The following is a 20,287-nucleotide window of genomic DNA, read 5'->3' on the forward strand; positions in this document are numbered from 1 at the left end:
TGTAGTCCTGGAACGATGCGCCGCCGCTCTCTGCGAGAACTTTGGTGATCGCTGCGGTCAGCGTGGTTTTACCGTGGTCAACGTGGCCGATGGTGCCGACGTTCACGTGCGGTTTTGTACGCGCAAACTTTTCTTTAGCCATTACACTCAGATCCTAATCCGAACCAAAAAAAACACGTAAGAACCCACCGCACGAGCCGACGGGATCATATAAAATCTGGAGCGGGTGAAGGGAATCGAACCCTCGTCGTAAGCTTGGAAGGCTTCTGCTCTACCATTGAGCTACACCCGCATATTCTCTTTGCGAGCTCTCGCGAGGGCGAGAGAATGGTGGAGGGGGCAGGATTCGAACCTGCGTAGACTAAGTCGGCGGATTTACAGTCCGCTGCATTTGACCGCTCTGCCACCCCTCCATCAGGGTCAAAACGTTGTCGGGGTTACCCCCGGCTTCGTTCGGCGAGGGAGGGAATACGTTGCAGGGCCTGTCCTTGTCAACAGCAAAAAAAACACGAAATCGTATTTCCTTTCCTATATGTTCCCCATGCTTTCGTTCCAAAGCGAAACAAAGTGCATTCACACCCTTACCGTCCGGAGGTTTCCGCCATTATGTCGCGTCGCAACAATTCACGTTCTGCCAACCGTTCGACCGGAACGGGTCCGGGCGACAGCTTCACGCAAGACGATGATAAACGTGACGGCAATTCGCGTCGCGGACGAAAACGCGGTCGTGACGGCGGCAATGCAAGCAACGCTTCACGCCTGATTCTGTTTGGCCGTCACCCGGTTCTGAACGCGATTTACAATCCGCAACGCACGATTCACAAAATTTGGGCTTCCGAGGCCGTGCGCGATGAAATCGTTGCCGCCCTTGCCGATACCGAACGCACCGATGTCCAGCTTGACGCCGCCGGGCGCACCGATCTGGATGAAATGCTGCCACCGGGCACCGTCCATCAGGGCATGGCCATGCATTGCGCCCCCCTGCCCCAGATTTCCGTCGAAGAACTGATCGCCGACACCAGGGACGAGGAACAATGCACGGTCCTGATCCTTGATCAGGTCACCGACCCGCACAATGTCGGCGCGATTCTTCGCAGTGCCGCCGCCTTTGGCGCGGCTGCCGTCATCGTGCCCGACCGTCACGCCCCGCCTGAAACCGGCGTTCTGGCCAAATCGGCCAGTGGCGCACTTGAAACCGTGCCCTATATCCATGCAGGCAACCTCAACCACACCATCGAAAAGCTCAAAGCCGCCCACTTCTGGCTGGCGGGCATGGATGGTTACGCCGAACAGACCCTGGCCGAAGCCAAGCTGAAGGGCCGTGTCGGAATCGTCATGGGCTCCGAGGGCGACGGCCTGCGCCGCCTGACGCGCGAAAATTGCGATTTCCTCGTCAAACTGCCGATGTCGGACCGCATCGAAAGCCTCAATGTCTCGAACGCGGCCGCGGTTGCCCTTTACGAACTGTATCGGACACGCGGCTGAAAACCTTTGGCGAATCCCGTGATGCCAAACCGGCATCACGGCCCGCCAACATCCGCGACAGGACCGCGATTTTCAGGGATGCAATTTTCTGATCTTTTCCCTGTTTCAAAGTCTTGCATTCGCGAACGGCCCGGATTATGTTTCGCGCCGCTTGGCCGGCATAGCTATAATTGGTAGAGCAGCGGATTTGTAATCCGAAGGTTGGGAGTTCGAGTCTCTCTGCCGGCACCATAAGACCCGGTAAACGCAACAACGTTTACCGGGTCTTATTGCTAGATGACAGTACTTGATCGTATGTTCAATCAATGGAACATTCGTCCTCATGCCTGACTTCAGTTAAAAGCCTTCTTTTATTTCATGCGCACACCGGTGTGCTCGACCTGACAGAGACACACTCCCCCAGATGATCGACATCATACAAATATTACGCGGAATTTCTGTCCTGCTTGTATTGATGTTTCATCTGGGCGCCAGTTCGTTTGATTTCGGCTACATTGGCGTCGACATGTTTTTCGCGATATCGGGCTATCTGATGCCGCTTATTGTCGAAAAGCACACATGCTGGGAATTCATAAAGGCACGAACCTTGCGACTTTACCCTGCGATTGTTGCAGCGGTAATTGTTGTTTTGCTGTGCGGGCTCGCAATTCAGAACCCTGGCGACATCAAGAATGTCTCCATATCCGCCCTGTCTTCGTTATTTTTCTCGAGCAATTTTTATTTCTATTTAAATACTGGTTACTTTGATCTCACTGAAGGGTATCAACCGCTTCTTCATACATGGTCGCTTGGCACGGAATACATATGCTACCTGATCGTGGCGATCATGCTTGCGGCAAGCAGGCAGAATTTGCGCCCGATCTCTCTGGCGCTGGCGCTCGTTTGCGGGGCATATACCCTGTTTTTTGCAATCTTTGGCAACCTTAACTATTTCGATCCGGTTCCGCGCGCGTATGTTTTCTTCCTGTCCTTCTATATTTCGTGCTGTAAACCAGACATCTCCAAGCACCTCTCAAAAGCACTATTAATCTCCCTTAACGTTTCCTACCGCGACCGAAACGTAACTCTGTATCTCCGGAAACCGGTTGCTATCTTCCTCATCACCCTCGGTCTTCTTTTCACGGTATTCCACGACGACTTAGCCCGCAGAATCTGGCCCGGAATCCCGACTCTTTTGATCCCCGGAATCGTCACTACGCTGATTCTGACATTCAAAGACAAAAAACTGACGGACCCGATATCAAAACTTTTCAAGAAAATCGGGGATTACAGCTATTCTATTTATATTTGGCACTGGCCGATAATCATTTTGGAACTAACCTATCTCAGAAATCCAGCCATTAATTCCACCGAGGCATATCTCCTCTTTTCCCTCAGCATAATCGCAGGCTTCATCTCCTATAAGTATATTGAACGAAACAGATTTTTTGTGAAATTAACGCCAGTTGCCCTTTTATTGATCGGCTTTATTCTTGCGACCGACGGCGCATCTTTCCGGGTTCCACCCGAACTCGAACCATACGCTTCGGCCGAGAAGATGACCAATTTCGAGAATTATGATGAAGTGCTCACGATTGAAGGTATGAATATATACAAAACGAATGGTACAGATCCGACACAAAGAACGCTGATTGTTGGCGACAGCCACGGCCAACATATTTTGCCGATCTATAGCTCTGGCTTTGCGGGTGATATCTATCGCATTGATATCCAACCGAACTCCGTTGCACGAGGATATTGGTATACCTTCCAAAAAGCGCTGAAAATGCTTAAGGTACATCGCATTATTTTCGCCTACCAATGGGGCGGGAAAGACCTTCCGGCCACACGTACCTTTATCAATAAGATCAGCGCGTCCAAAATCCCTGAAAAATATCATACGACGATATTGCGAGATGTCCCGTCATTCCATGACGACCCGGTGGCGTGTCTTCTGGCCGAAAACTCAATGTTGCTGTTCAGGAAATGCGATTTTGACATCAAGGACGGAATTCCGATCTCTCAGATAAAAAACCAGATAAACGAGAATTGGGAAACCCTGTCCGATAATGCAACATCGACCATAGAGCTGATCGATACCCACAAATCCTTGTGCGACGATAAGAAATGCACAACCATGATCGGTGGCACTTTCATCATGAGAGACTACAATCATCTCAACGAGAAAATGCCCGACGCAGTCAACAAAACCCTATACAAGATGTTCTTTCAAAAGCAGTGAAAGTCAGATGCCCGATCAGCACGTGACTTTTGCAATTTTCGTTTCTGATCTAGAAACCATTTGATGATGCATAAGGATTACTTCGGATCATCAACCAAATCCATCTCCCTGAGGCAAAGAAACATAGCTATAATTGGCAGAGAAGTGGATTTGTAATTCGAAGGTTGGGAGTATAAGCCTCTCTGCCGGCACCATTAAAAGAAAACCCCGCACGCCTTTTTGGCTGCGGGGTTTTCTTTTGGCTGATGGATGATCTAGTTCGCGATCATCCGTCCACCCAGCAAAACAAACGCCGTCCCCATCACGCCCTGAATGGCGCGATAGGCGCGACGATAAACGCGCATGACGGCCTCGGTTGAAAAGAACCACGCCAGCGCTAGATGCCAACCAAATGAAAACGTCGTCGTGCCCAGCACAATCGCAAGCCCGACCCAGCCCGGTGCATCGGGCCGAAGCACAATCGACATGATCGAAAACCAGAAAAGGGCAGCCTTGGGATTGCTCATCTGCACCAGAAGTCCGCGCCGGACATAACGCCATAACGGACGATCCGCCTTCGCATCCGACACCGGCACCTCAAGCCCCTGCCCCCGGCTTTTATAGGCACTGCGAAGCGCCATGAACCCCATATAGATCAGATACCCACCGCCAATCCAGCGAAGGGCAATCGCCACTTCCTCGGACGCGGCAAGGATCGCGGTCAGGCCCAGAACCGTCATCGTTGACCAGCAGATCGTGCCCATACCGATGCCAAGCGCAATCCCCAGTCCCGCCCGGCGCGACACCGTCATCGAGGCACTGGTCACCGCCAGAAAATTCGGACCGGGCGACATCACCGCCATGGCAAAAATCGCATAGGCGGTCAGAAGATAGGGGACATATTCCATCGCGTCCTCGGATTTTATGGTGACTGGCGGCTTCGCCGTCATGCGGGATTTGCGCGATAGTGCCAGTTTTTCGGTAACACGGGAACGGGAATTCCCTGCAATCTCTCCCTGCCCCGGCACCGAAACTGCGGCACCATAGCTTCCCGCTTCCGCGGGAGTGACGGGCAGATTTGTAAAGGCCCCCAAACGTCATGCCCGCGAAGGCGGGCATCCAGTCAGCGGTACGACAAACTCAATACGATGGCATTGTCGTCTCACTGCCAGGGGACACTATCGTTTCTCGACCAGAAACCCTTCGGCCATAAGGCTGAAGGCATCAACCGCCTTGGGCAAGGCTGATTTCGGATCATCACTGTCTGCGACCCACAAGGCCGCATTGAGCGCGGCACCACAAAGAAGACGCGCAGCCGCATCGATATCAACTGGCTTCATAACGCCGTCCGCGATCAATTTCCCGACCACCTGTTTCGTTGCTTCCAGACACGCATTCTGGCTCGGCCAGTGCGACGGATCCCCCAGAAAGGCCGGACCATCCAGCAGCACGATCCTGCGCACCTCGGGATCAAGCGCCATCGCGATATAGGCCGCACCTTCGGCCAGAAGCTGTTCCCACTCGTCCCCGGCATTAGCACTGGCGGCCTGGGCGCGTGCGACCATCTCGCCATCGACCCGCGCCACCACGGCTGCAAGCAGCCCCTTTTTATCACCGAAATTGTGATAAAGCGCCCCGCGCGTCAGGCCAACCGATGCCGTCATCTCATCCATCGATGATGCGGCAAATCCCTGCGATCCGAATGCCTTGCGCCCCGCGGAAATAAGCTTTTCGCGGTTTTCTTCCATCGTTTCCTGGCGACGTCGTACAGCCATTGCATGTCTCCTTTTTGATTGCCTGACATATATCATTTCACATACGTCACGTATATAAAACTTGACATACGCCGTGTATCTGAGTTCTATATACCCATCGTATGTGAAATTGCACGCCGGATACAACTCTGTCGGCAGCATTTTCAGACACACATAAAAGGAGAAATCCAGATGGCACAGCGTAACGCCGTTTTCCCCGCAGGTCGGCATGACCTTTACGAAAATCAAACCTATTCCGCCGCGATCAAGTCGGACGATCTTCTGTTCGTCTCCGGTCAGGTCGGCAGCCGCTCTGATGGCTCACCCGAACCGGATTTCGAGGCACAGGTCCGCCTTGCATTCGCCAATCTTGAAGCAACGCTCAAAGCAGGTGGCGCCACGCTTGACGACATCGTCGACGTCACGACCTTCCACACCGATCCCGAAAATCAGTTCGGAACGATCATGAAGGTAAAGGGCGAAGTTTTCCCCGAAGCCCCCTATCCGAACTGGACGGCAATCGGCGTCAATTGGCTGGCCGGGTATGACTTTGAAATCAAGGTCATTGCCCGTATTCCGGGCTGAAGACCTGAACCGGACAAAATCCGGCATCAACATTTTCCAGACACACATACCAGACCCACACAAAGGATAAATCCACATGGCACAGCGTAACGCCGTTTTCCCCGCCAACCGGCACGCCCTTTATGCCGAACACGGCTATTCCGCGGCGATCAAATCGGGCGATCTTCTGTTCGTTTCCGGTCAGGTCGGCAGCCGCTCTGATGGTTCGCCCGAACCGGATTTCGAGGCACAGGTCCGTCTGGCATTCGCCAATCTTGAAGCAACGCTCAAGGCTGGCGACTGCACACTTGACGATATCGTCGATGTTACGACCTTCCACACCGATCCTGAAAATCAGTTCGGAACGATCATGAAGGTAAAGGCCGAAGTTTTCCCCGAAGCGCCCTATCCGAACTGGACGGCAATCGGCGTCAATTGGCTGGCCGGGTTTGACTTCGAAATCAAGGTCATCGCCCGCGTTCCGGACTGATGATCACCGGACCTGAAATGCAAAACGGCGCGCGAGAAGACCCTCGCGCGCCGTTTGACGTAATATTGGAATACGTGCTGCCCCTACCCGCGTTTCGAGGTCGCGTAGCGTTCCGATTCCTCGTAATAGGCATCAAAGCCGATGCGATTGCGCAACTGGCCCCAATCCATCAGCATATCGGTGCGTGGCTTGCCCGCTTTCATCAATTGCAGGGTTTCAACCATCGCCTTCATTGCCGCTGCCATAAGCGATAACGGATAGGCCGCGATCTGATAGCCGATATCACTCAGTTCTTCGGGTGTCAGATCGGGGGTTTCGCCGCCTTCGACAATATTGGCCATCTTCGGCCCCGGAAGGGCGGCACAAAGCTCGCGCATTTCCGCGACCGTTTTCGGGGCTTCGACAAACAGAATATCCGCCCCCAGTTCGGCAAATTTCGCGGCCCGGTCAATTGCCTCGCTCAGGCCATGCTGATGACGGGCATCGGTGCGCGCAAGGATCAGGATATCCGCCCCGGCTTCCCTTGCATCAACGGCGGCCTTGATACGGTCAAACGCCTCGTCCCGGCCAACGACCTCCTTGCCCTTGGTATGACCGCAACGCTTGGGCGCAAGCTGATCCTCGATCATCACCGCGGCACAGCCTGCCTTGGCAAAGCCGGCAACGGTGCGTTTCACATTCATCGCATTGCCATATCCGGTATCACCATCACCGATCACGGGGATGGAAACCGCGTCGGTGATGTTGCGCGCCTGATCAAGCACTTCGCCATAAGACATCAGGCCAAGATCAGGTTCGCCGATCCGCGATGCCGCGGCCGAAAAGCCCGACATGAAAGTCAGGCCAAAGCCTTCCTGTTCGATCAGCTTGGCCGAAAGCGCATCAAAGCAGCACGGCATGGTAATCAGATCGCCAGTCGCCAGAAGCGCACGGAGTTTATCGGCAGGAGTGATTTGTTTGGTCATAAGCGTCACATTTTAAAGGGGATATACAGGGCAAGATCATGCCAGACATACAGAATGGCCGCCGTCAGGAACATCAGAAGCAGGAACGGCAAAACACCGCGCGCCACTTCGCCCAATCGCGTTTTCGCCACCGACTGAATGACATAAAGGTTGAGCCCCACTGGTGGCGTGATCAGCGCGCATTCAACCATGATCACCATATAGACCCCGAACCAGATCGGATCGAAGCCAAGGGCCAGGGCCGCTGGCAACAGAACCGGCGTCATGATCAGCACCATTGAAAGTGCTTCAAACACCAGTCCCATGATCAGCAATACGACCGTCACGACGAGGATAAAGCCAAGTTCGGTATCAATTCCCTGGCTGATCATCATCGAGATATCCTGCGGGATGCGATACAGCGTGATCGCCTTGCCAAACACCTTGGCCCCGGCAATGATCAGAATGATCGCAACCGTGGTCGCCATGGTATCGAAAATCGCAAGCTTCAACGCCTTCCAGGTCAGAACCCGCATCGCTGCCGTAATCAGAAGGGCAGCGGCAAAGCCGATGGCCGCGGCCTCGGTCGGGGTGAAGGCCCCGGAATAGATCCCCGATATGATCAGCACCGCCAGAAGCACGGCAGGCAGGGCCTTTAACGTGGCGCGCTTGCGCTCATCCCAGCCGCGTTTTGGTTCGCGTTCCTGCCCGCCAAACCGGGCATAGATCATCGAATAAACGATAAACAGCAACAGCAACGCAATGCCCGGCCCGACCCCGGCAAGGAAAAGCGCAATCACGGATTCCTCGGTCACGAAGCCATAAATGATCATCGGGATCGAAGGCGGGATCAGGATGCCAAGCGTGCCGCCCGCCGCCATCAGGCCATAGACGAAACGCTTGTTATAGCCGCGCTGAACCATTTCCGGGATGGCGACCGTGCCAATCGTGGCCGCCGTTGCCACCGATGATCCCGAAATCGCGGCAAACACGCCACACGACAGGATGGTCGCCACCGCAAGCCCGCCCGGCCAATGACCGACCCAGGCACTGACCGCGGCAAACAGGTCATTGCCGACCCCGGCGCGCAGCAGGATGTTGGACATCAAAAGGAATAGCGGCACCGACAGCAGGATAAACCCATCCAGTGTCGACAGGATCGCCTGCGGTGCCATCAGCGGCGAAAACCCGCCAATGATCAGCATGCCAAGGCCAAGCCCGCCCAGCGCAAAGGCCACCGGCACACGGATCAGCAGCAAGGCGAACATTGCCGCAAGTGTCAGGATAATTGTCATTCGTGCGCCCCTTCCGGAATATCCTTGCCGCGGATCACGCCGACAATTTCAATGACGGCCTGAACAGCCAGAAGCGCAAAACCAATCACGACCGGGATTTCCGCAACCCACGCCGGAAGGTCAAGCATCGTGCCGCTGGTGCGGCCGCGCTCGAAACTTTCAAGGAAGATTTCCCAGCCCTTGAACGTCACCATGACGGAAAACACCAGAACCACCGCCATCGCGATGATTTCAAGCAAGCGGCGCATCCCCGGCTTGCAAAGCCGGGTGATCGCATCGACGGAAATATGCCGCCGTGCCGCCAATGCCCAGGGCATGCCAAGCAACGATCCCCAGATCAGGCAAAGCTGCGAAAGCTCTGCCGCCCAGATGGTGGGACGAATAAAGAAATACCGGGCCACGACCTCATAGGTCAGCATCACGCCCGCTGCGACAAACAGCAGGGCCGCGATCCAGGCCAGCAAAAGCATCAAACGATCAAACATGATAAAAATCCTGGCCGTACCGGCATGGTGGCCTCCGGTTGCGACCGCCTCCTGAAAAGAGAGACTGGTGAATAGATGAAAAGACATCACCGCAACGGCGGGGCCGTCGAAAATGCGGTGATGTCTTCTTTATTGGCAGTTCAGTCTATCGTCCGAGGGCAAGGCTTAAAGCTTGCTGGCCGCGTCAAAAACCTGCTTGCCCAGATCGCCGGTATGGTTAAGGAATTCCTCGTAAACCGGTTTAGCAACTTCACGCCATGCCGCCATTTCCTCTTCGGTCGGGGTATAGACGGTCATGCCGTTGGCTTTGGCTTCTTCGTAGGCCTCGGCTTCGATCGATGACATGCGGTCACGCACGTCTTTTTCCGCATTCATCGCCGCAGTCGAAATGATGTCGCGCTGCGCATCCGAAAGGCCGTTCCAGAAATCGGTATTGATCACCACGATGAATTCAACATCGGCATCGTTGGTGGCGGTCACCGTATCCATGACTTCCCAAAGCTGGCGGGATTTGACGCCCGACATGCCGGTCATGCCGACATCAACCGTGCCACGCTGATAGGCGATATACTGCTCGGACCCGGAAATAAGGGTCGGCGCACCGCCAGCCGCTGAAATGAAATCGCCCTGGGTTTTGGAAAACACGCGGACTTTCTGGCCTTTAAGACCTTCCGGGCCTTTGATCGGGCCACCATTCGACAGCATGATCGATCCGCCGTAAGCCTGCCACCACAGGACGGTCGCACCGGTATCGGCAATCGCCTCGTCAAGCGGACCACGCACCGGCGATCCCTTGGCAACCGCGGCACGGACTTTCTCTTCGGAATCAAGCAGGAACGGCTGATAGAACACATCGACCGCCGGCACATCACCGACATAACGGGTCAGCGATGCGACACCCATCTCAATCGCCCCGGAACCGACGGCGGCGGGAACTTCCTTGTCCTTATAAAGCTGCGCGCTGTCATAAATCTCGACCGCGATATCGCCGTTCGATTTTTCCTCGACCTCGTTCTTGAACATCAAAAGGTTCTGACCAAGGTGGCTTTTCATCGGCAGTTGCAGCGAAATCCGCAATGTCAGATCGGCTGCAATGGCACTATGGGTCATGCCGGTAAAACCAACGGCAGCCATCAGGGCCGCCGCAAGGGCAAATTTCTTCATGACGAACGTCCTCCGGGGTTTTTTATTTTATACAAAAGCTTTCAGGCGCAAAGATGCGCTCAACCCGGTTTGGCATTCAAGATGTTTTGGTCATACCACTGTCACACGCATTAACCCTTAGTGCGCTGCACAGCAGCATGAAGGTCTTCTGTTCCGGGGGAAAGCGCCCTGCCCGGCAATCACATGCTGCAATGCAAAAAGTGAATAATCGGGCTGATTATTCACTTTTTCTACGTAATCTGGCATGCCAGAAAAACGGTTTTGAATACAGAATACGGGAATCGTTCACCTGCGCGTTAATTGGCAAGCCGCTTATACATCACCGTCGTTGCGCTCAGCTTTTCGGAAAACGGATCACGGGCATAGGCCGGGATTACGCCCGCCGTTTCAAAGCCGAGCGACGCATAAAGCGGCTCGGCACTGTCGCCTGTTCTCGTATCAAGTGTCAGCAGATGACGTGCTTTCGCAAACGCCCGTTTTTCCAGTGCCTCCATCAGTTTTCGCGCAATGCCCATGCGGCGATATTGCGGATGCACCATCAGTTTGCAGACCTCGCCACGATGGACCTGATTGGGCATGGTGGCGCAATCAAGCTGCACGGTTCCGACCACCTTGCTGCCACCCAGCAGCGCCACAAACAGATCGCGCCTGCCGCCCCGCATCGCGGGCAGGACCATATCGCGCCAGAAGCCAATTGCGGCGGCGGCATCAAACGGTTCGATAAATCCGATGCTGGCCCCGTCCTGAACGCAGGCATGCAGCATCTCGCCAAACGCCTCCAGGTGGCTTTCAAGCTGATCGGCGTCAAAGCTTGCAATGGTAATCTGGTCGCTCATTTTTTTTAGGGGCCTCATATTTTCATACGATGAAAAGGTGATAGATCGCGCCTTTATCGGCGGGGGCTTCAAAGCTGCTGGGGCCTGAAAGCCGGTATCGCAGGCAATCCCCGACATTCAGCACATAGGCCTTGCCTTCCACCGTGATATGCAGTTGCCCGGCCAGCATCACCAGATGATGTTCAAGCCCCGGGCGTGGCGTTCCCTCGTATTCGATCCGTGCACCGGGATCGAGTTCGCATTCGATGACTTCCGCCATCAGCCCCTGCGCGGGTGGCGAAACCGTCCGTCGGAAAAAACCGGTTTCCAGGTCGGCCCAGGTCCGCTGCAAACCGCGATAAACAAGCGGTTTGAACTCGTCCTCGACCATCTGCATCAGGCGTGACATCGGCAGGCCATAGGCGGCACAAAGCTTGCCCAGAACATGCGCCGTCGGGCTGACCTCGCCATTTTCCAGCCGCGACAGGCTGGCCCGGCTGACATCACTGCGTGCGGCCAGCTCCTCCAGCGACCATCCCCGCTCCGCCCGCAACGCACCCAACCGCTCCGCAATCCTCCGATCCATCATCCCATCACCTCAAATTCCACTATCAGGGAATTAATCCCATATATGAGAAATCGTCAACGAGAATCGATGTGGTTGTTGGAGGAGGAGGCGTATGGAGCGGGAGTGGAGGGACGAGAGCGAGAGCGAGAACAAGGACAAAGACAAGGAAGGGGGAATACGAGGAAGGGATGAGGATGAGGGCGAGGAAGGAAGAGGGTCTGCGGGTTGGCGTGTTGGCGCAGAGGACCCCTGTTCCAGTTTGGTTTGCGATTCTTGGTGTTCGGGCTGTGGATGCGAGAGTGGATAGAGGGAAAGGCGCGTGGCGTTTGTTAGGCTTGGGTTAGGTCAAATCCGTCGCGGGTCCAGCTTTGCAGGCCGCCCTTGAGGTTCATCACCTGACAGTCGAGGTGGGGCAGAACGGCGTTGGCGGCGCCGAAAGATCGTTGTCCGACGGCACAAATGAAGACCAGATCCGTCTCTGTATCGTCGGCAAGGTCGACAAGTGCCGGAATGTCGAAATTCGAGGTCGGCATATTGATCGCCCCGCTGATATGGCCGGACTTGAATTCGTCGGGTTCGCGGACATCAATCAGGGTCACATTGCCCTGTGCGATCAGGTGATCGAGTTCACCACTTTCGACGAAAGTCACACTACCATCGGTCATTCGTTACTTCCCTTCGGGGCAGGTTTGGCGCACAGTGGACGATAGTGGACTGATATAATTTTGCAGCCTGACTGTGCAATTGCAAAACGGGTGCGGCGGATGTTTTCGTCGGTCGGCCAGGCTATTCCCGATGTCGGGGCCGGTCACTTTGAAGTGATCGTTTCGCATGCGTTTTTACCAACAATATTCGTAAGTTGGCCATTGCGGAATGAAACCGGAAGCCCCACGTCAAAGGGACAAGGTTACAGGAGCAGACCCTATCCGGGTGTATTCACCGGTAATGTCTGCCCGCAACAAAAAGTGACTTTGGGCTGCCGCGTGCCGGGGCCGCAAAATTTCCATCATCGGTTGCAAATATTGCAAGCCATTCTAAAAAGTCATCAAAGCCGTTTTCTTTGCCAATATCTGGCAGACCTTTAAACGAACCTTAAATAAAGTTCATTAGTTTATTTACTCACCGCCCGACTAAACGAGATGTTTATTTCGGGCGCAGACAGAATGAACGGCGGCTATTTTCAATGCCACCGCAGTGCAGCAAACCCGCTGCATTCTTGCAACAGGATCGGGCCCGCCGCCCCCATCAGGCCGGTTAAGCCCCAAGATCAAAAGAACACAGGAAACGACATCTGACAGAAGTGCGATAACGTTGGAAAGGAGACCGCGCCATGGCTGAAGACAAGGACATCTTCGAGCTGTATGCGGAAGGCTATGACGGAAAACGCGAAACCGAACTAACCATCCGGGACTATCTTAATCTATGTCGCGATGATCCATCGGCCTACGCATCCGCAGCCGAGCGGATGATCAAGGCAATCGGCGAACCCGAAATGATCGACACCTCGACCGATTCCCGTCTCGGCCGAATTTTCCTGAACCGCACCATCAAGCGATATCCCGCCTTCGAGGATTTCTTCGGCATGGAAGAAACCATCGAACGCATCGTCGGTTTCTTCAAATATGCTGCCCAGGGACTGGAAGAACGCAAACAGGTTCTTTATCTGCTGGGCCCGGTTGGCGGCGGCAAAAGTTCGCTTGCCGAACGGCTGAAGGAATTGATGGAGGTCGAACCGATCTATGTGCTGAAAGCCGGCGATCAGATCAGCCCGGTTTTCGAAAGCCCGCTTGGCCTGTTTAATCCGGCCAAGATGGGTGATGCGATCGAAGACAAATACGGCATTCCCAAACGCCGCCTGACCGGGCTTATGTCACCATGGGCGGTGAAACGGCTTGATGAATTTAACGGCGATCTTTCGAAATTCTCGGTCGTTAAACTGATCCCGTCGCGCCTGCGTCAGATTGCGATTGCCAAAACCGAGCCAGGCGATGAAAACAATCAGGATATTTCGTCGCTGGTCGGCAAGGTCGATATCCGCAAACTTGAATATTACAGCCAGAACGATCCGGATGCGTACAGCTATTCCGGCGGACTTAACCGCGCCAATCAGGGGCTTCTTGAGTTTGTCGAGATGTTCAAGGCCCCGATCAAGATGCTGCATCCGTTGCTGACGGCAACACAGGAAAGCAACTATATCGGCACCGAGAACCTTGGTGCGATCCCGTTCCAGGGCCTTATTCTGGCGCATTCGAACGAGGCCGAGTGGCAAACCTTCAAGGCCAATAAAAACAACGAAGCCTTTATCGACCGTATCAGCGTGATCAAGGTCCCCTATTGCCTGCGGGTGACAGAGGAAACCCAGATTTACGACAAGCTGTTGCAGGGGTCCGAACTGGAACAGGGGGCATGTGCGCCCGGTACGCTTAAGATGCTGGCACAGTTTTCGGTCCTGTCGCGTTTGCAGGAACACGAGAATTCAAACCTGTATTCCAAGATGCGGGTCTATGACGGCGAGACATTGAAGGATGTCGACCCCAAAGCCAAATCGATGCAGGAATATCGCGATACCGCCAGCGTCGATGAAGGCATGGACGGCATTTCGACACGGTTTGCCTTCAAGGTGCTTTCGGAAACGTTTAACCACGACACCCACGAGGTTGCAGCCGACCCGGTCCATCTTATGTATGTGCTGGAACAGGCAATCCGGCGGGAACAATATCCGGAGGAACGCGAGAAGGATTATATGGATTTCATCAAATCCGAACTGGCCCCGCGCTATGCGGAGTTCATCGGGGCGGAAATCCAGAAGGCCTATCTCGAAAGTTATTCCGATTACGGCCAGAACCTGTTTGACCGTTATGTCGCCTATGCCGACGCATGGATCGAGGATCAGGACTTCAAGGATCCTGATACCGGTCAGTTGCTGGATCGCAAGATCATCGATCAGGAACTGTCGAAAATCGAAAAACCGGCGGGCATCGCCAATCCGAAGGATTTCCGCAACGAGGTCGTCAAGTTTGCCCTGCGTGCACGTGCCAATAACAAGGGCAAGAACCCGGCATGGACGTCTTATGAAAAACTGCGCGAAGTCATCGAAAAACGGATGTTCAGCCAGGTCGAAGACCTGCTGCCGGTGATTTCCTTCGGGTCGAAAAAAGACAGCGACACCGAGAAGAAGCATAACGAGTTCGTCAAACGCATGATTGATCGTAACTATACCGAACGTCAGACCCGTCGTCTGGTCGAGTGGTATATGCGTGTGAACAAGGCCGGTTAAGCCCAAGCTGCGGCTTTGCCGACCCGCACCGGGCGGTTTGTCCCCTTGTCCGCCCGGTGCACCGAGTTCCCGGCCGACGGTTTTCCAACGAGCGTCGGCCGGGGTTCTCGAAACGATACGTGCGCAAGCAAGGATATGATGGCCCATGCTTTATATCGTCGACCGCCGCAAGAACCCGAAAGGCAAAAGCCTTGGCAACCGGCAGCGCTTTATGCGGCGCGCAAAGGCACAGATCAAAAAGGCGGTAGAAGACACCATTCGCACCCGCGGCATTACCGATATCAATAGCGGCGATTCCATCACCATTCCGGGAAAGACCCTGCATGAACCGGGTTTCCATCACGCACGCCGCGGCGGGGATCGCAATTATGTCCTGCCCGGCAATAAAAAGTTTGTCCCCGGCGACCGGATTGCCCGCCCGCAAAGCGGCGATGGTGGTGCCGGCGGATCACAGGCCAGCCCTGACGGCGATGGCGAGGACGAATTTCAGTTCAGTCTGACACGTGACGAGTTTCTGGATATCTTTTTCGAAGATCTGGAACTGCCCGACCTTTTGAAAAAAAGTCTGAAACAGACCACCGCCTATCGTACGGCGCGGGCCGGTTTTTCGGTCGAGGGTACGCCATCAAACCTGAGCCTTGTGCGCACCATGCGCAATTCGCTGGCGCGCCGGATCGGTTTGCGACGCCCGAAAACGGCACAGGTTCGTGATCTTGAAGACAGGATCGCCGCCCTTCAGGCCAAGGCGGAAAAACGCCCATCCGGCAAACTGACCAAGACGGATGAAGACACGCTTCACATTCTGTTGGCCGAACTTGAGGAAGCCAAGCGCCGCATGAAGGCGATCCCCTTCATCGACCCCATCGACACACGGTTCAACCAGTTCCAGCAAATCCCCGATCCAAACACCCAGGCGGTCATGTTCTGCCTGATGGATGTGTCCGGATCAATGTCCGAGCAGATGAAAGAACTGGCCAAACGGTTCTTCATGTTGCTGCATCTGTTTTTGCACCGCAGATACGAGCATGTCGATGTGGTGTTCATCCGCCATACATCGCGCGCCGCCGAAGTGGACGAGGAAACGTTTTTCTATTCGCGTGAAACCGGCGGCACCATCGTTTCAACCGCGTTAGAGGAAATGAAACGCGTGCTGAAGGATCGTTATCCGACCGATCAGTGGAACATCTATGCCGCACAGGCATCGGACGGGGATAACTATTCCAATGACGGGGCGAAATGCACGGCGTTGCTGGCCGAGGACCTTTTGCCGAAATGCCAGTATTACGCCTATATCGAAATCACCGACGAGCGCGAGGCCGAGATTTTCTCGTCCGCCGAAGGGGAAACCGCCCTTTGGAAGGCCTATGCCCCGGTTGCACGCACCAATGCGCGATTTGCCCTTAAACGGGTGACCAAGGCCGCCGATATCTTCCCGGTATTCCGGGAACTGTTTGCCAAGAACCGTGCAGAAAAACTAAGCGGGGTCAAAGGATGACCGAGAAACGCACGACCAAAGCGGACATGGAAAAAACCGCCGCATCCGATAGCGCGCCCGGACTTCTGTTTTCCGGTGCGGATTGGGATTTCAACACCCTGAAAGCCACCTATGACGCGATTGAGGATATTGCAATCAACGAGCTGAAGCTGAATGTCTATCCCAATCAGGTCGAGGTGATCACGTCCGAGCAGATGCTGGATGCCTATTCATCCATCGGCATGCCGTTGATGTATCACCACTGGTCGTTCGGCAAACGGTTCGTGCGCGACGATGTGATGTATCGCAAGGGATATCAGGGTCTTGCCTATGAGATCGTGATCAATTCCAACCCCTGCATTTCCTATGTGATGGAAGAAAACACCATCGTCATGCAGGCCTTGGTGATTGCCCATGCAGCATTTGGCCATAACCATTTTTTCAAGAACAATTACCTGTTCAAGCAATGGACCGATGCGGAAGGCATTCTCGATTATCTGCAATTTGCCAAACGCTATATCGCCAAGTGTGAGGACAGGTACGGCTTTGATGCGGTCGAACGGGTTCTGGATGCGGCACATGCCCTGATGGAACAGGGGGTAAACCGGTATTCACACCCGGAAAAACCCAATCTGGCCGAGGAACTTGAACGCGAACGCGAACGCGCGAAATACGAGGACGAGACCTATAACGATCTGTGGCGCACCCTGCCCCAGGCCGAAAAGGACGATGAAGACCTTGATGAAATGCGCCGGAAAATGCGGATGGAAGAACGCCGGGCCCAGTTTGGCCTGCCGGAAGAAAACCTGCTTTATTTCCTGGAGAAAAATGCCCCGTCCATGCAGTTGTGGGAACGCGAGATTTTGCGGATCGTGCGCAATATCGGGCAGTATTTCTATCCGCAGAAACAGACCAAGATGATGAATGAAGGCTGCGCGTGCTATGTGCATTACGCGATCATGAACAGTCTGTATGACAAGGGTCTGATTTCCGAGGGTGCGATGATGGAATTCATCGATTACCATTCGCGCGTCGTGTTTCAGGCCGAATATGATGATCCGCGCTATTCCGGGTTTAACCCCTATGCGCTTGGCTTTGCCATGATGCAGGATATTCACCGCATCTGTGTCGACCCGACCGAGGAAGACCGCAAATGGTTCCCCGATATTGCAGGCAATAATGAGCCGGTTGAAACGTTGAAAGAGGCATGGGCACATTACCGCGATGAAAGCTTCATCCTGCAATTCCTGTCCCCCAAACTGATGCGCGACATGCGGATGTTCCTGATCGAGGATCTGAGTTCCAGCCCGCATCTGGAAGTTGCCGCCATCCATGACGATAACGGATATCGCAAGGTGCGCCGCGCGTTGGCGCGTATGCATGATATTTCGGTCCGCGAACCGGACATGCAGGTGGTTGATGTTGATATTCGTGGCAACCGGCAACTTTACATCCAGCATACCGAACATGACGGCATCCGGCTTGAAAAGTCCGAAGCGGAAATGACGCTGGGCTATATCGGGCAGTTGTGGGGATATGGCGTAACGTTACAGGCCGTCGACCATGAAACCGGCGAAATCCTGCATGAAATGGACTACACCCCCGAAGACCTTGCCAACGCCTGACCGTATCTCTGCGGCAGTTTAGCCGATCCAGAATCCGATCCGTATCGTTGAAATACGGCGGAACAGGATTTGTATTTTTGCGCACCAAAGAAAACCTGAAGCTGTATCAGGCCACGAACCTATCCATCTAAAACCGTGACTTCGGCACAACCACCCCCAAAGATTGTGCTTTATCAGCAGGTACAATCGATTTATTCACGGGCCCCTTAATTAATAATGGAAATCAGTTGCATCACTTTCATGCAACTGCATATTACTTGCGGTATTAATTCGTGCCGCACCCGGTGCGGTTTCGAATTCCCGGTTCATAGCGCAAGATGGAAAATCGATCCGATGGCGTCCCGCCTGGCAGCCCGCATTGCACATGCTCTTGTTCTGCTGCTTGCCGTTTCGGTTGCGGGCTTTGCCCTGCTTCGGCTGATGCCGGGTGATTTTGCCGAAGTCCTGTTGATGGCGCAGATGGATGGCACCCTGCCCGATGCCACCCAGGTTGCGCGATTTGCCGATACGCATGGTCTGAATGATCCATTGCCGTTGCAGTATCTGCGCTGGCTGGGCGGATTGATGCAGGGCGATCTTGGTCTTTCGCTTGTGACCCGCGAACCGATTATCACCGACATTCTGTTGCGGATTGAACAATCGCTGATCCTTGCGGTCTGCGCGCTGGCGGTTGCCCTGTTGCTTGCGGTGCCGATCGGTATCGTGTGTGCGGTTTATCCCGACAGCAGAATAGATCGGATTGCGGGGATCATCAGCGTGATCGGCATGTCGATCCCGAATTTCTGGTACTCGCTGTTGCTTGCCCTGCTGTTTTCGCTTGCACTTGGCTGGTTGCCAACCGGAGGGCACGGCACATGGCAGCATACCGTTTTGCCGACCCTTGTGATTGCGACATCCATCACCGGCGTTCTGTCGCGGTTCGTGCGCAGCAGTCTTCTGGAAGAATTGTCAAAACCCTATATCCGCACCGCACGCGCCAAGGGCGGGAGACGGCGGCGCGTGGTTCTGCATCATGCCATTCCCAATATCGTGCCGGGTCTTCTGACATTTTCCGGGCTGCAATTTGCCCGGATTTTTGATGGCATGATCATTGTCGAAACGCTGTTTGCGTGGCCGGGGATCGGGCGATATCTGGTGGAATCGCTGCTTAATCGTGATTATCCGGCGATACAGGCCTGTTTCCTGCTGATTGCAGCATCCTACATTCTGGTCAATCTGATCGTCGATATCACCATATCGGTTTACGATCCCCGCACGCGCGAGATCGTCTGAATGCTGGCGCGGTCCTTTGTTCCCAAATCCGTCGCCCACGAAAAGCTGGCCACCCTTCTTGGCCGGAATGGCAATATGTATGCCGCCATTGTCGTATCGGTGATGGTGGCGATCCTGATCCTGCCGTTCTTTGCGCCGCATGATCCCTATCAGACGCAATTCCTGTTTCGGTTGCAGCCGCCAAGTCTGGATTATCCGCTGGGCACGGATGCGATGGGACGCTGCGTGTTTTCGCGATTGCTTTATGGCGCACGGCTTACCACCGCATCGGCGATTGTCGTGGTGATTGCGTCATCGCTGTTTGGCAGCCTGCTTGGCACGGTTGCGGCAATGATCGGCGGGACACCGGACCGCATCCTGATGCGGTTCTGCGAGGGCATTTCGGTTTTCCCGGCACTGGCAATCAGCATGATCATTGCCGGGGTGCTGGGGCTTGGACTTAACGCCGTTATTATTGCCCTGATTGCCATTCACTGGACCGACTATGCCCGGATCGTTCGAAATGCGGTGATTGTCGAACGGGCCAAGCCCTATGTCATGGCAGCCGAGGCACTTGGCGCACCGCATCACCGGATCGCAAGACGGCATATCCTTCCCAATATCGTCGGGCCGCTTCTGACGCTTGGCGCCTATTCCATGTCCTGGGTGATCCTGTCCTTTGCCGGGCTCAGTTTCCTTGGGCTTGGCGTTGAACCGGGCACGCCGGAATGGGGCCTGATGATTGCTGAATCCCGCAACTATCTTCGCGATTACCCGCGGCTGGTTCTGGCGCCGGGCCTGACCATTGCCGGGTTTGTCATTGCCGTAAACCTGCTTGGAGACGCGCTTGGCGATCGTTTCCGGCTCAGTCAGATCAACTATCTTCACTAGAAGGA

At 54.6% G+C, this 20,287-nt stretch carries 19 protein-coding genes and 3 tRNA genes; 10 read left to right on the forward strand and 12 right to left on the reverse strand.

Features of this window, described 5'->3' with window-relative positions; translation table 11 throughout:
- The 3 genes from AUP42_RS21240 to AUP42_RS15610 all read right to left on the reverse strand — a co-directional run.
- On the reverse strand, positions 1 to 142 hold a 142-nt coding region (locus tag AUP42_RS21240; protein WP_231858298.1), incomplete at its 3' end, for a GTP-binding protein.
- 76 nt (positions 143 to 218) lie between these two features.
- A tRNA-Gly gene (locus AUP42_RS15605) sits at positions 219 to 292 on the reverse strand.
- Positions 293 to 328: 36 nt separating this feature from the next.
- Positions 329 to 413 (reverse strand) — tRNA-Tyr (locus AUP42_RS15610).
- A gap of 193 nt (positions 414 to 606) precedes the next feature.
- Between AUP42_RS15610 and rlmB the strand changes: the two genes are divergently transcribed.
- The 3 genes from rlmB to AUP42_RS15625 all read left to right on the forward strand — a co-directional run bounded on the left by rlmB (position 607) and on the right by AUP42_RS15625 (position 3,706).
- Positions 607 to 1,485: a 23S rRNA (guanosine(2251)-2'-O)-methyltransferase RlmB gene (gene rlmB / locus AUP42_RS15615; RefSeq protein WP_062952538.1), complete on the forward strand. Its 879-nt coding sequence runs from the start codon at positions 607 to 609 to the stop codon at positions 1,483 to 1,485.
- Positions 1,486 to 1,639: 154 nt separating this feature from the next.
- Positions 1,640 to 1,716 (forward strand) — tRNA-Thr (locus tag AUP42_RS15620).
- 172 nt (positions 1,717 to 1,888) lie between these two features.
- Positions 1,889 to 3,706 (forward strand): acyltransferase family protein, encoded by a 1,818-nt coding sequence (locus tag AUP42_RS15625; RefSeq protein ID WP_062952539.1) that lies wholly within the window; start codon positions 1,889 to 1,891, stop codon positions 3,704 to 3,706.
- A gap of 254 nt (positions 3,707 to 3,960) precedes the next feature.
- On the opposite strand, the gene AUP42_RS15630 is transcribed toward AUP42_RS15625, so the two are convergent.
- Both AUP42_RS15630 and AUP42_RS15635 read right to left on the reverse strand, forming a co-directional pair.
- Positions 3,961 to 4,779, reverse strand: a complete 819-nt coding sequence (locus tag AUP42_RS15630) for a LysE family translocator (protein WP_062952540.1) — start codon at positions 4,777 to 4,779, stop codon at positions 3,961 to 3,963.
- 84 nt (positions 4,780 to 4,863) lie between these two features.
- Positions 4,864 to 5,460 (reverse strand): TetR/AcrR family transcriptional regulator, encoded by a 597-nt coding sequence (locus tag AUP42_RS15635; RefSeq protein ID WP_062952541.1) that lies wholly within the window; start codon positions 5,458 to 5,460, stop codon positions 4,864 to 4,866.
- Between the two features lie 171 nt (positions 5,461 to 5,631).
- Between AUP42_RS15635 and AUP42_RS15640 the strand changes: the two genes are divergently transcribed.
- Positions 5,632 to 6,024 carry a RidA family protein gene (locus AUP42_RS15640; RefSeq protein WP_062952542.1) on the forward strand — a complete coding sequence of 131 codons (393 nt, stop codon included), beginning with the start codon at positions 5,632 to 5,634 and terminating at the stop codon, positions 6,022 to 6,024.
- A gap of 76 nt (positions 6,025 to 6,100) precedes the next feature.
- The gene (locus AUP42_RS15645; protein ID WP_062952543.1) at positions 6,101 to 6,493 is read left to right on the forward strand and encodes a RidA family protein; all 393 of its coding nucleotides are present in this window, start codon (positions 6,101 to 6,103) and stop codon (positions 6,491 to 6,493) included.
- Between the two features lie 83 nt (positions 6,494 to 6,576).
- Here the strand turns inward: AUP42_RS15645 and AUP42_RS15650 are convergent, their stop codons facing one another.
- The 7 genes from AUP42_RS15650 to AUP42_RS15680 form a co-directional block, all read right to left on the reverse strand.
- Positions 6,577 to 7,458: an isocitrate lyase/PEP mutase family protein gene (locus AUP42_RS15650; RefSeq protein ID WP_062952964.1), complete on the reverse strand. Its 882-nt coding sequence runs from the start codon at positions 7,456 to 7,458 to the stop codon at positions 6,577 to 6,579.
- A gap of 5 nt (positions 7,459 to 7,463) precedes the next feature.
- Positions 7,464 to 8,732 carry a TRAP transporter large permease gene (locus AUP42_RS15655; protein WP_007092235.1) on the reverse strand — a complete coding sequence of 423 codons (1,269 nt, stop codon included), beginning with the start codon at positions 8,730 to 8,732 and terminating at the stop codon, positions 7,464 to 7,466.
- Positions 8,729 to 9,217, reverse strand: a complete 489-nt coding sequence (locus AUP42_RS15660) for a TRAP transporter small permease (RefSeq protein ID WP_062952544.1) — start codon at positions 9,215 to 9,217, stop codon at positions 8,729 to 8,731. The genes AUP42_RS15655 and AUP42_RS15660 overlap by 4 nt, the downstream gene beginning before the upstream one ends.
- A 165-nt stretch (positions 9,218 to 9,382) precedes the next feature.
- Positions 9,383 to 10,381, reverse strand: a complete 999-nt coding sequence (gene dctP / locus AUP42_RS15665) for a TRAP transporter substrate-binding protein DctP (protein WP_062952545.1) — start codon at positions 10,379 to 10,381, stop codon at positions 9,383 to 9,385.
- Between the two features lie 296 nt (positions 10,382 to 10,677).
- Positions 10,678 to 11,217: a GNAT family N-acetyltransferase gene (locus tag AUP42_RS15670; protein WP_062952546.1), complete on the reverse strand. Its 540-nt coding sequence runs from the start codon at positions 11,215 to 11,217 to the stop codon at positions 10,678 to 10,680.
- Positions 11,218 to 11,239: 22 nt separating this feature from the next.
- Complete coding sequence (locus AUP42_RS15675) at positions 11,240 to 11,785, reverse strand: helix-turn-helix transcriptional regulator (protein ID WP_082824803.1); 546 nt, start codon at positions 11,783 to 11,785, stop codon at positions 11,240 to 11,242.
- 308 nt (positions 11,786 to 12,093) lie between these two features.
- Positions 12,094 to 12,429, reverse strand: coding sequence for a rhodanese-like domain-containing protein (locus AUP42_RS15680; protein ID WP_062952548.1), 336 nt, complete (start codon positions 12,427 to 12,429; stop codon positions 12,094 to 12,096).
- Positions 12,430 to 13,094: 665 nt separating this feature from the next.
- Between AUP42_RS15680 and AUP42_RS15685 the strand changes: the two genes are divergently transcribed.
- The 5 genes from AUP42_RS15685 to AUP42_RS15705 all read left to right on the forward strand — a co-directional run bounded on the left by AUP42_RS15685 (position 13,095) and on the right by AUP42_RS15705 (position 20,282).
- Positions 13,095 to 15,041 (forward strand): PrkA family serine protein kinase, encoded by a 1,947-nt coding sequence (locus tag AUP42_RS15685; RefSeq protein ID WP_062952549.1) that lies wholly within the window; start codon positions 13,095 to 13,097, stop codon positions 15,039 to 15,041.
- Positions 15,042 to 15,186: 145 nt separating this feature from the next.
- Complete coding sequence (locus AUP42_RS15690) at positions 15,187 to 16,536, forward strand: YeaH/YhbH family protein (protein WP_062952550.1); 1,350 nt, start codon at positions 15,187 to 15,189, stop codon at positions 16,534 to 16,536.
- Entirely contained in the window at positions 16,533 to 18,140 is a 1,608-nt protein-coding gene (locus AUP42_RS15695) for a SpoVR family protein (protein ID WP_404969443.1), read from the forward strand. The genes AUP42_RS15690 and AUP42_RS15695 overlap by 4 nt, the downstream gene beginning before the upstream one ends.
- 333 nt (positions 18,141 to 18,473) lie before the next feature.
- A complete protein-coding gene (locus tag AUP42_RS15700; RefSeq protein WP_062952551.1) occupies positions 18,474 to 19,412 on the forward strand; it encodes an ABC transporter permease in 939 nt (312 codons plus the stop codon).
- Positions 19,413 to 20,282, forward strand: a complete 870-nt coding sequence (locus AUP42_RS15705) for an ABC transporter permease (RefSeq protein WP_062952552.1) — start codon at positions 19,413 to 19,415, stop codon at positions 20,280 to 20,282.
- Positions 20,283 to 20,287: the final 5 nt, after the last annotated feature.

The sequence above is a fragment of the Thalassospira lucentensis genome (genome assembly GCF_001613805.1).
GTDB classification, from domain to species: Bacteria; Pseudomonadota; Alphaproteobacteria; order Rhodospirillales; family Thalassospiraceae; genus Thalassospira; species Thalassospira lucentensis_A.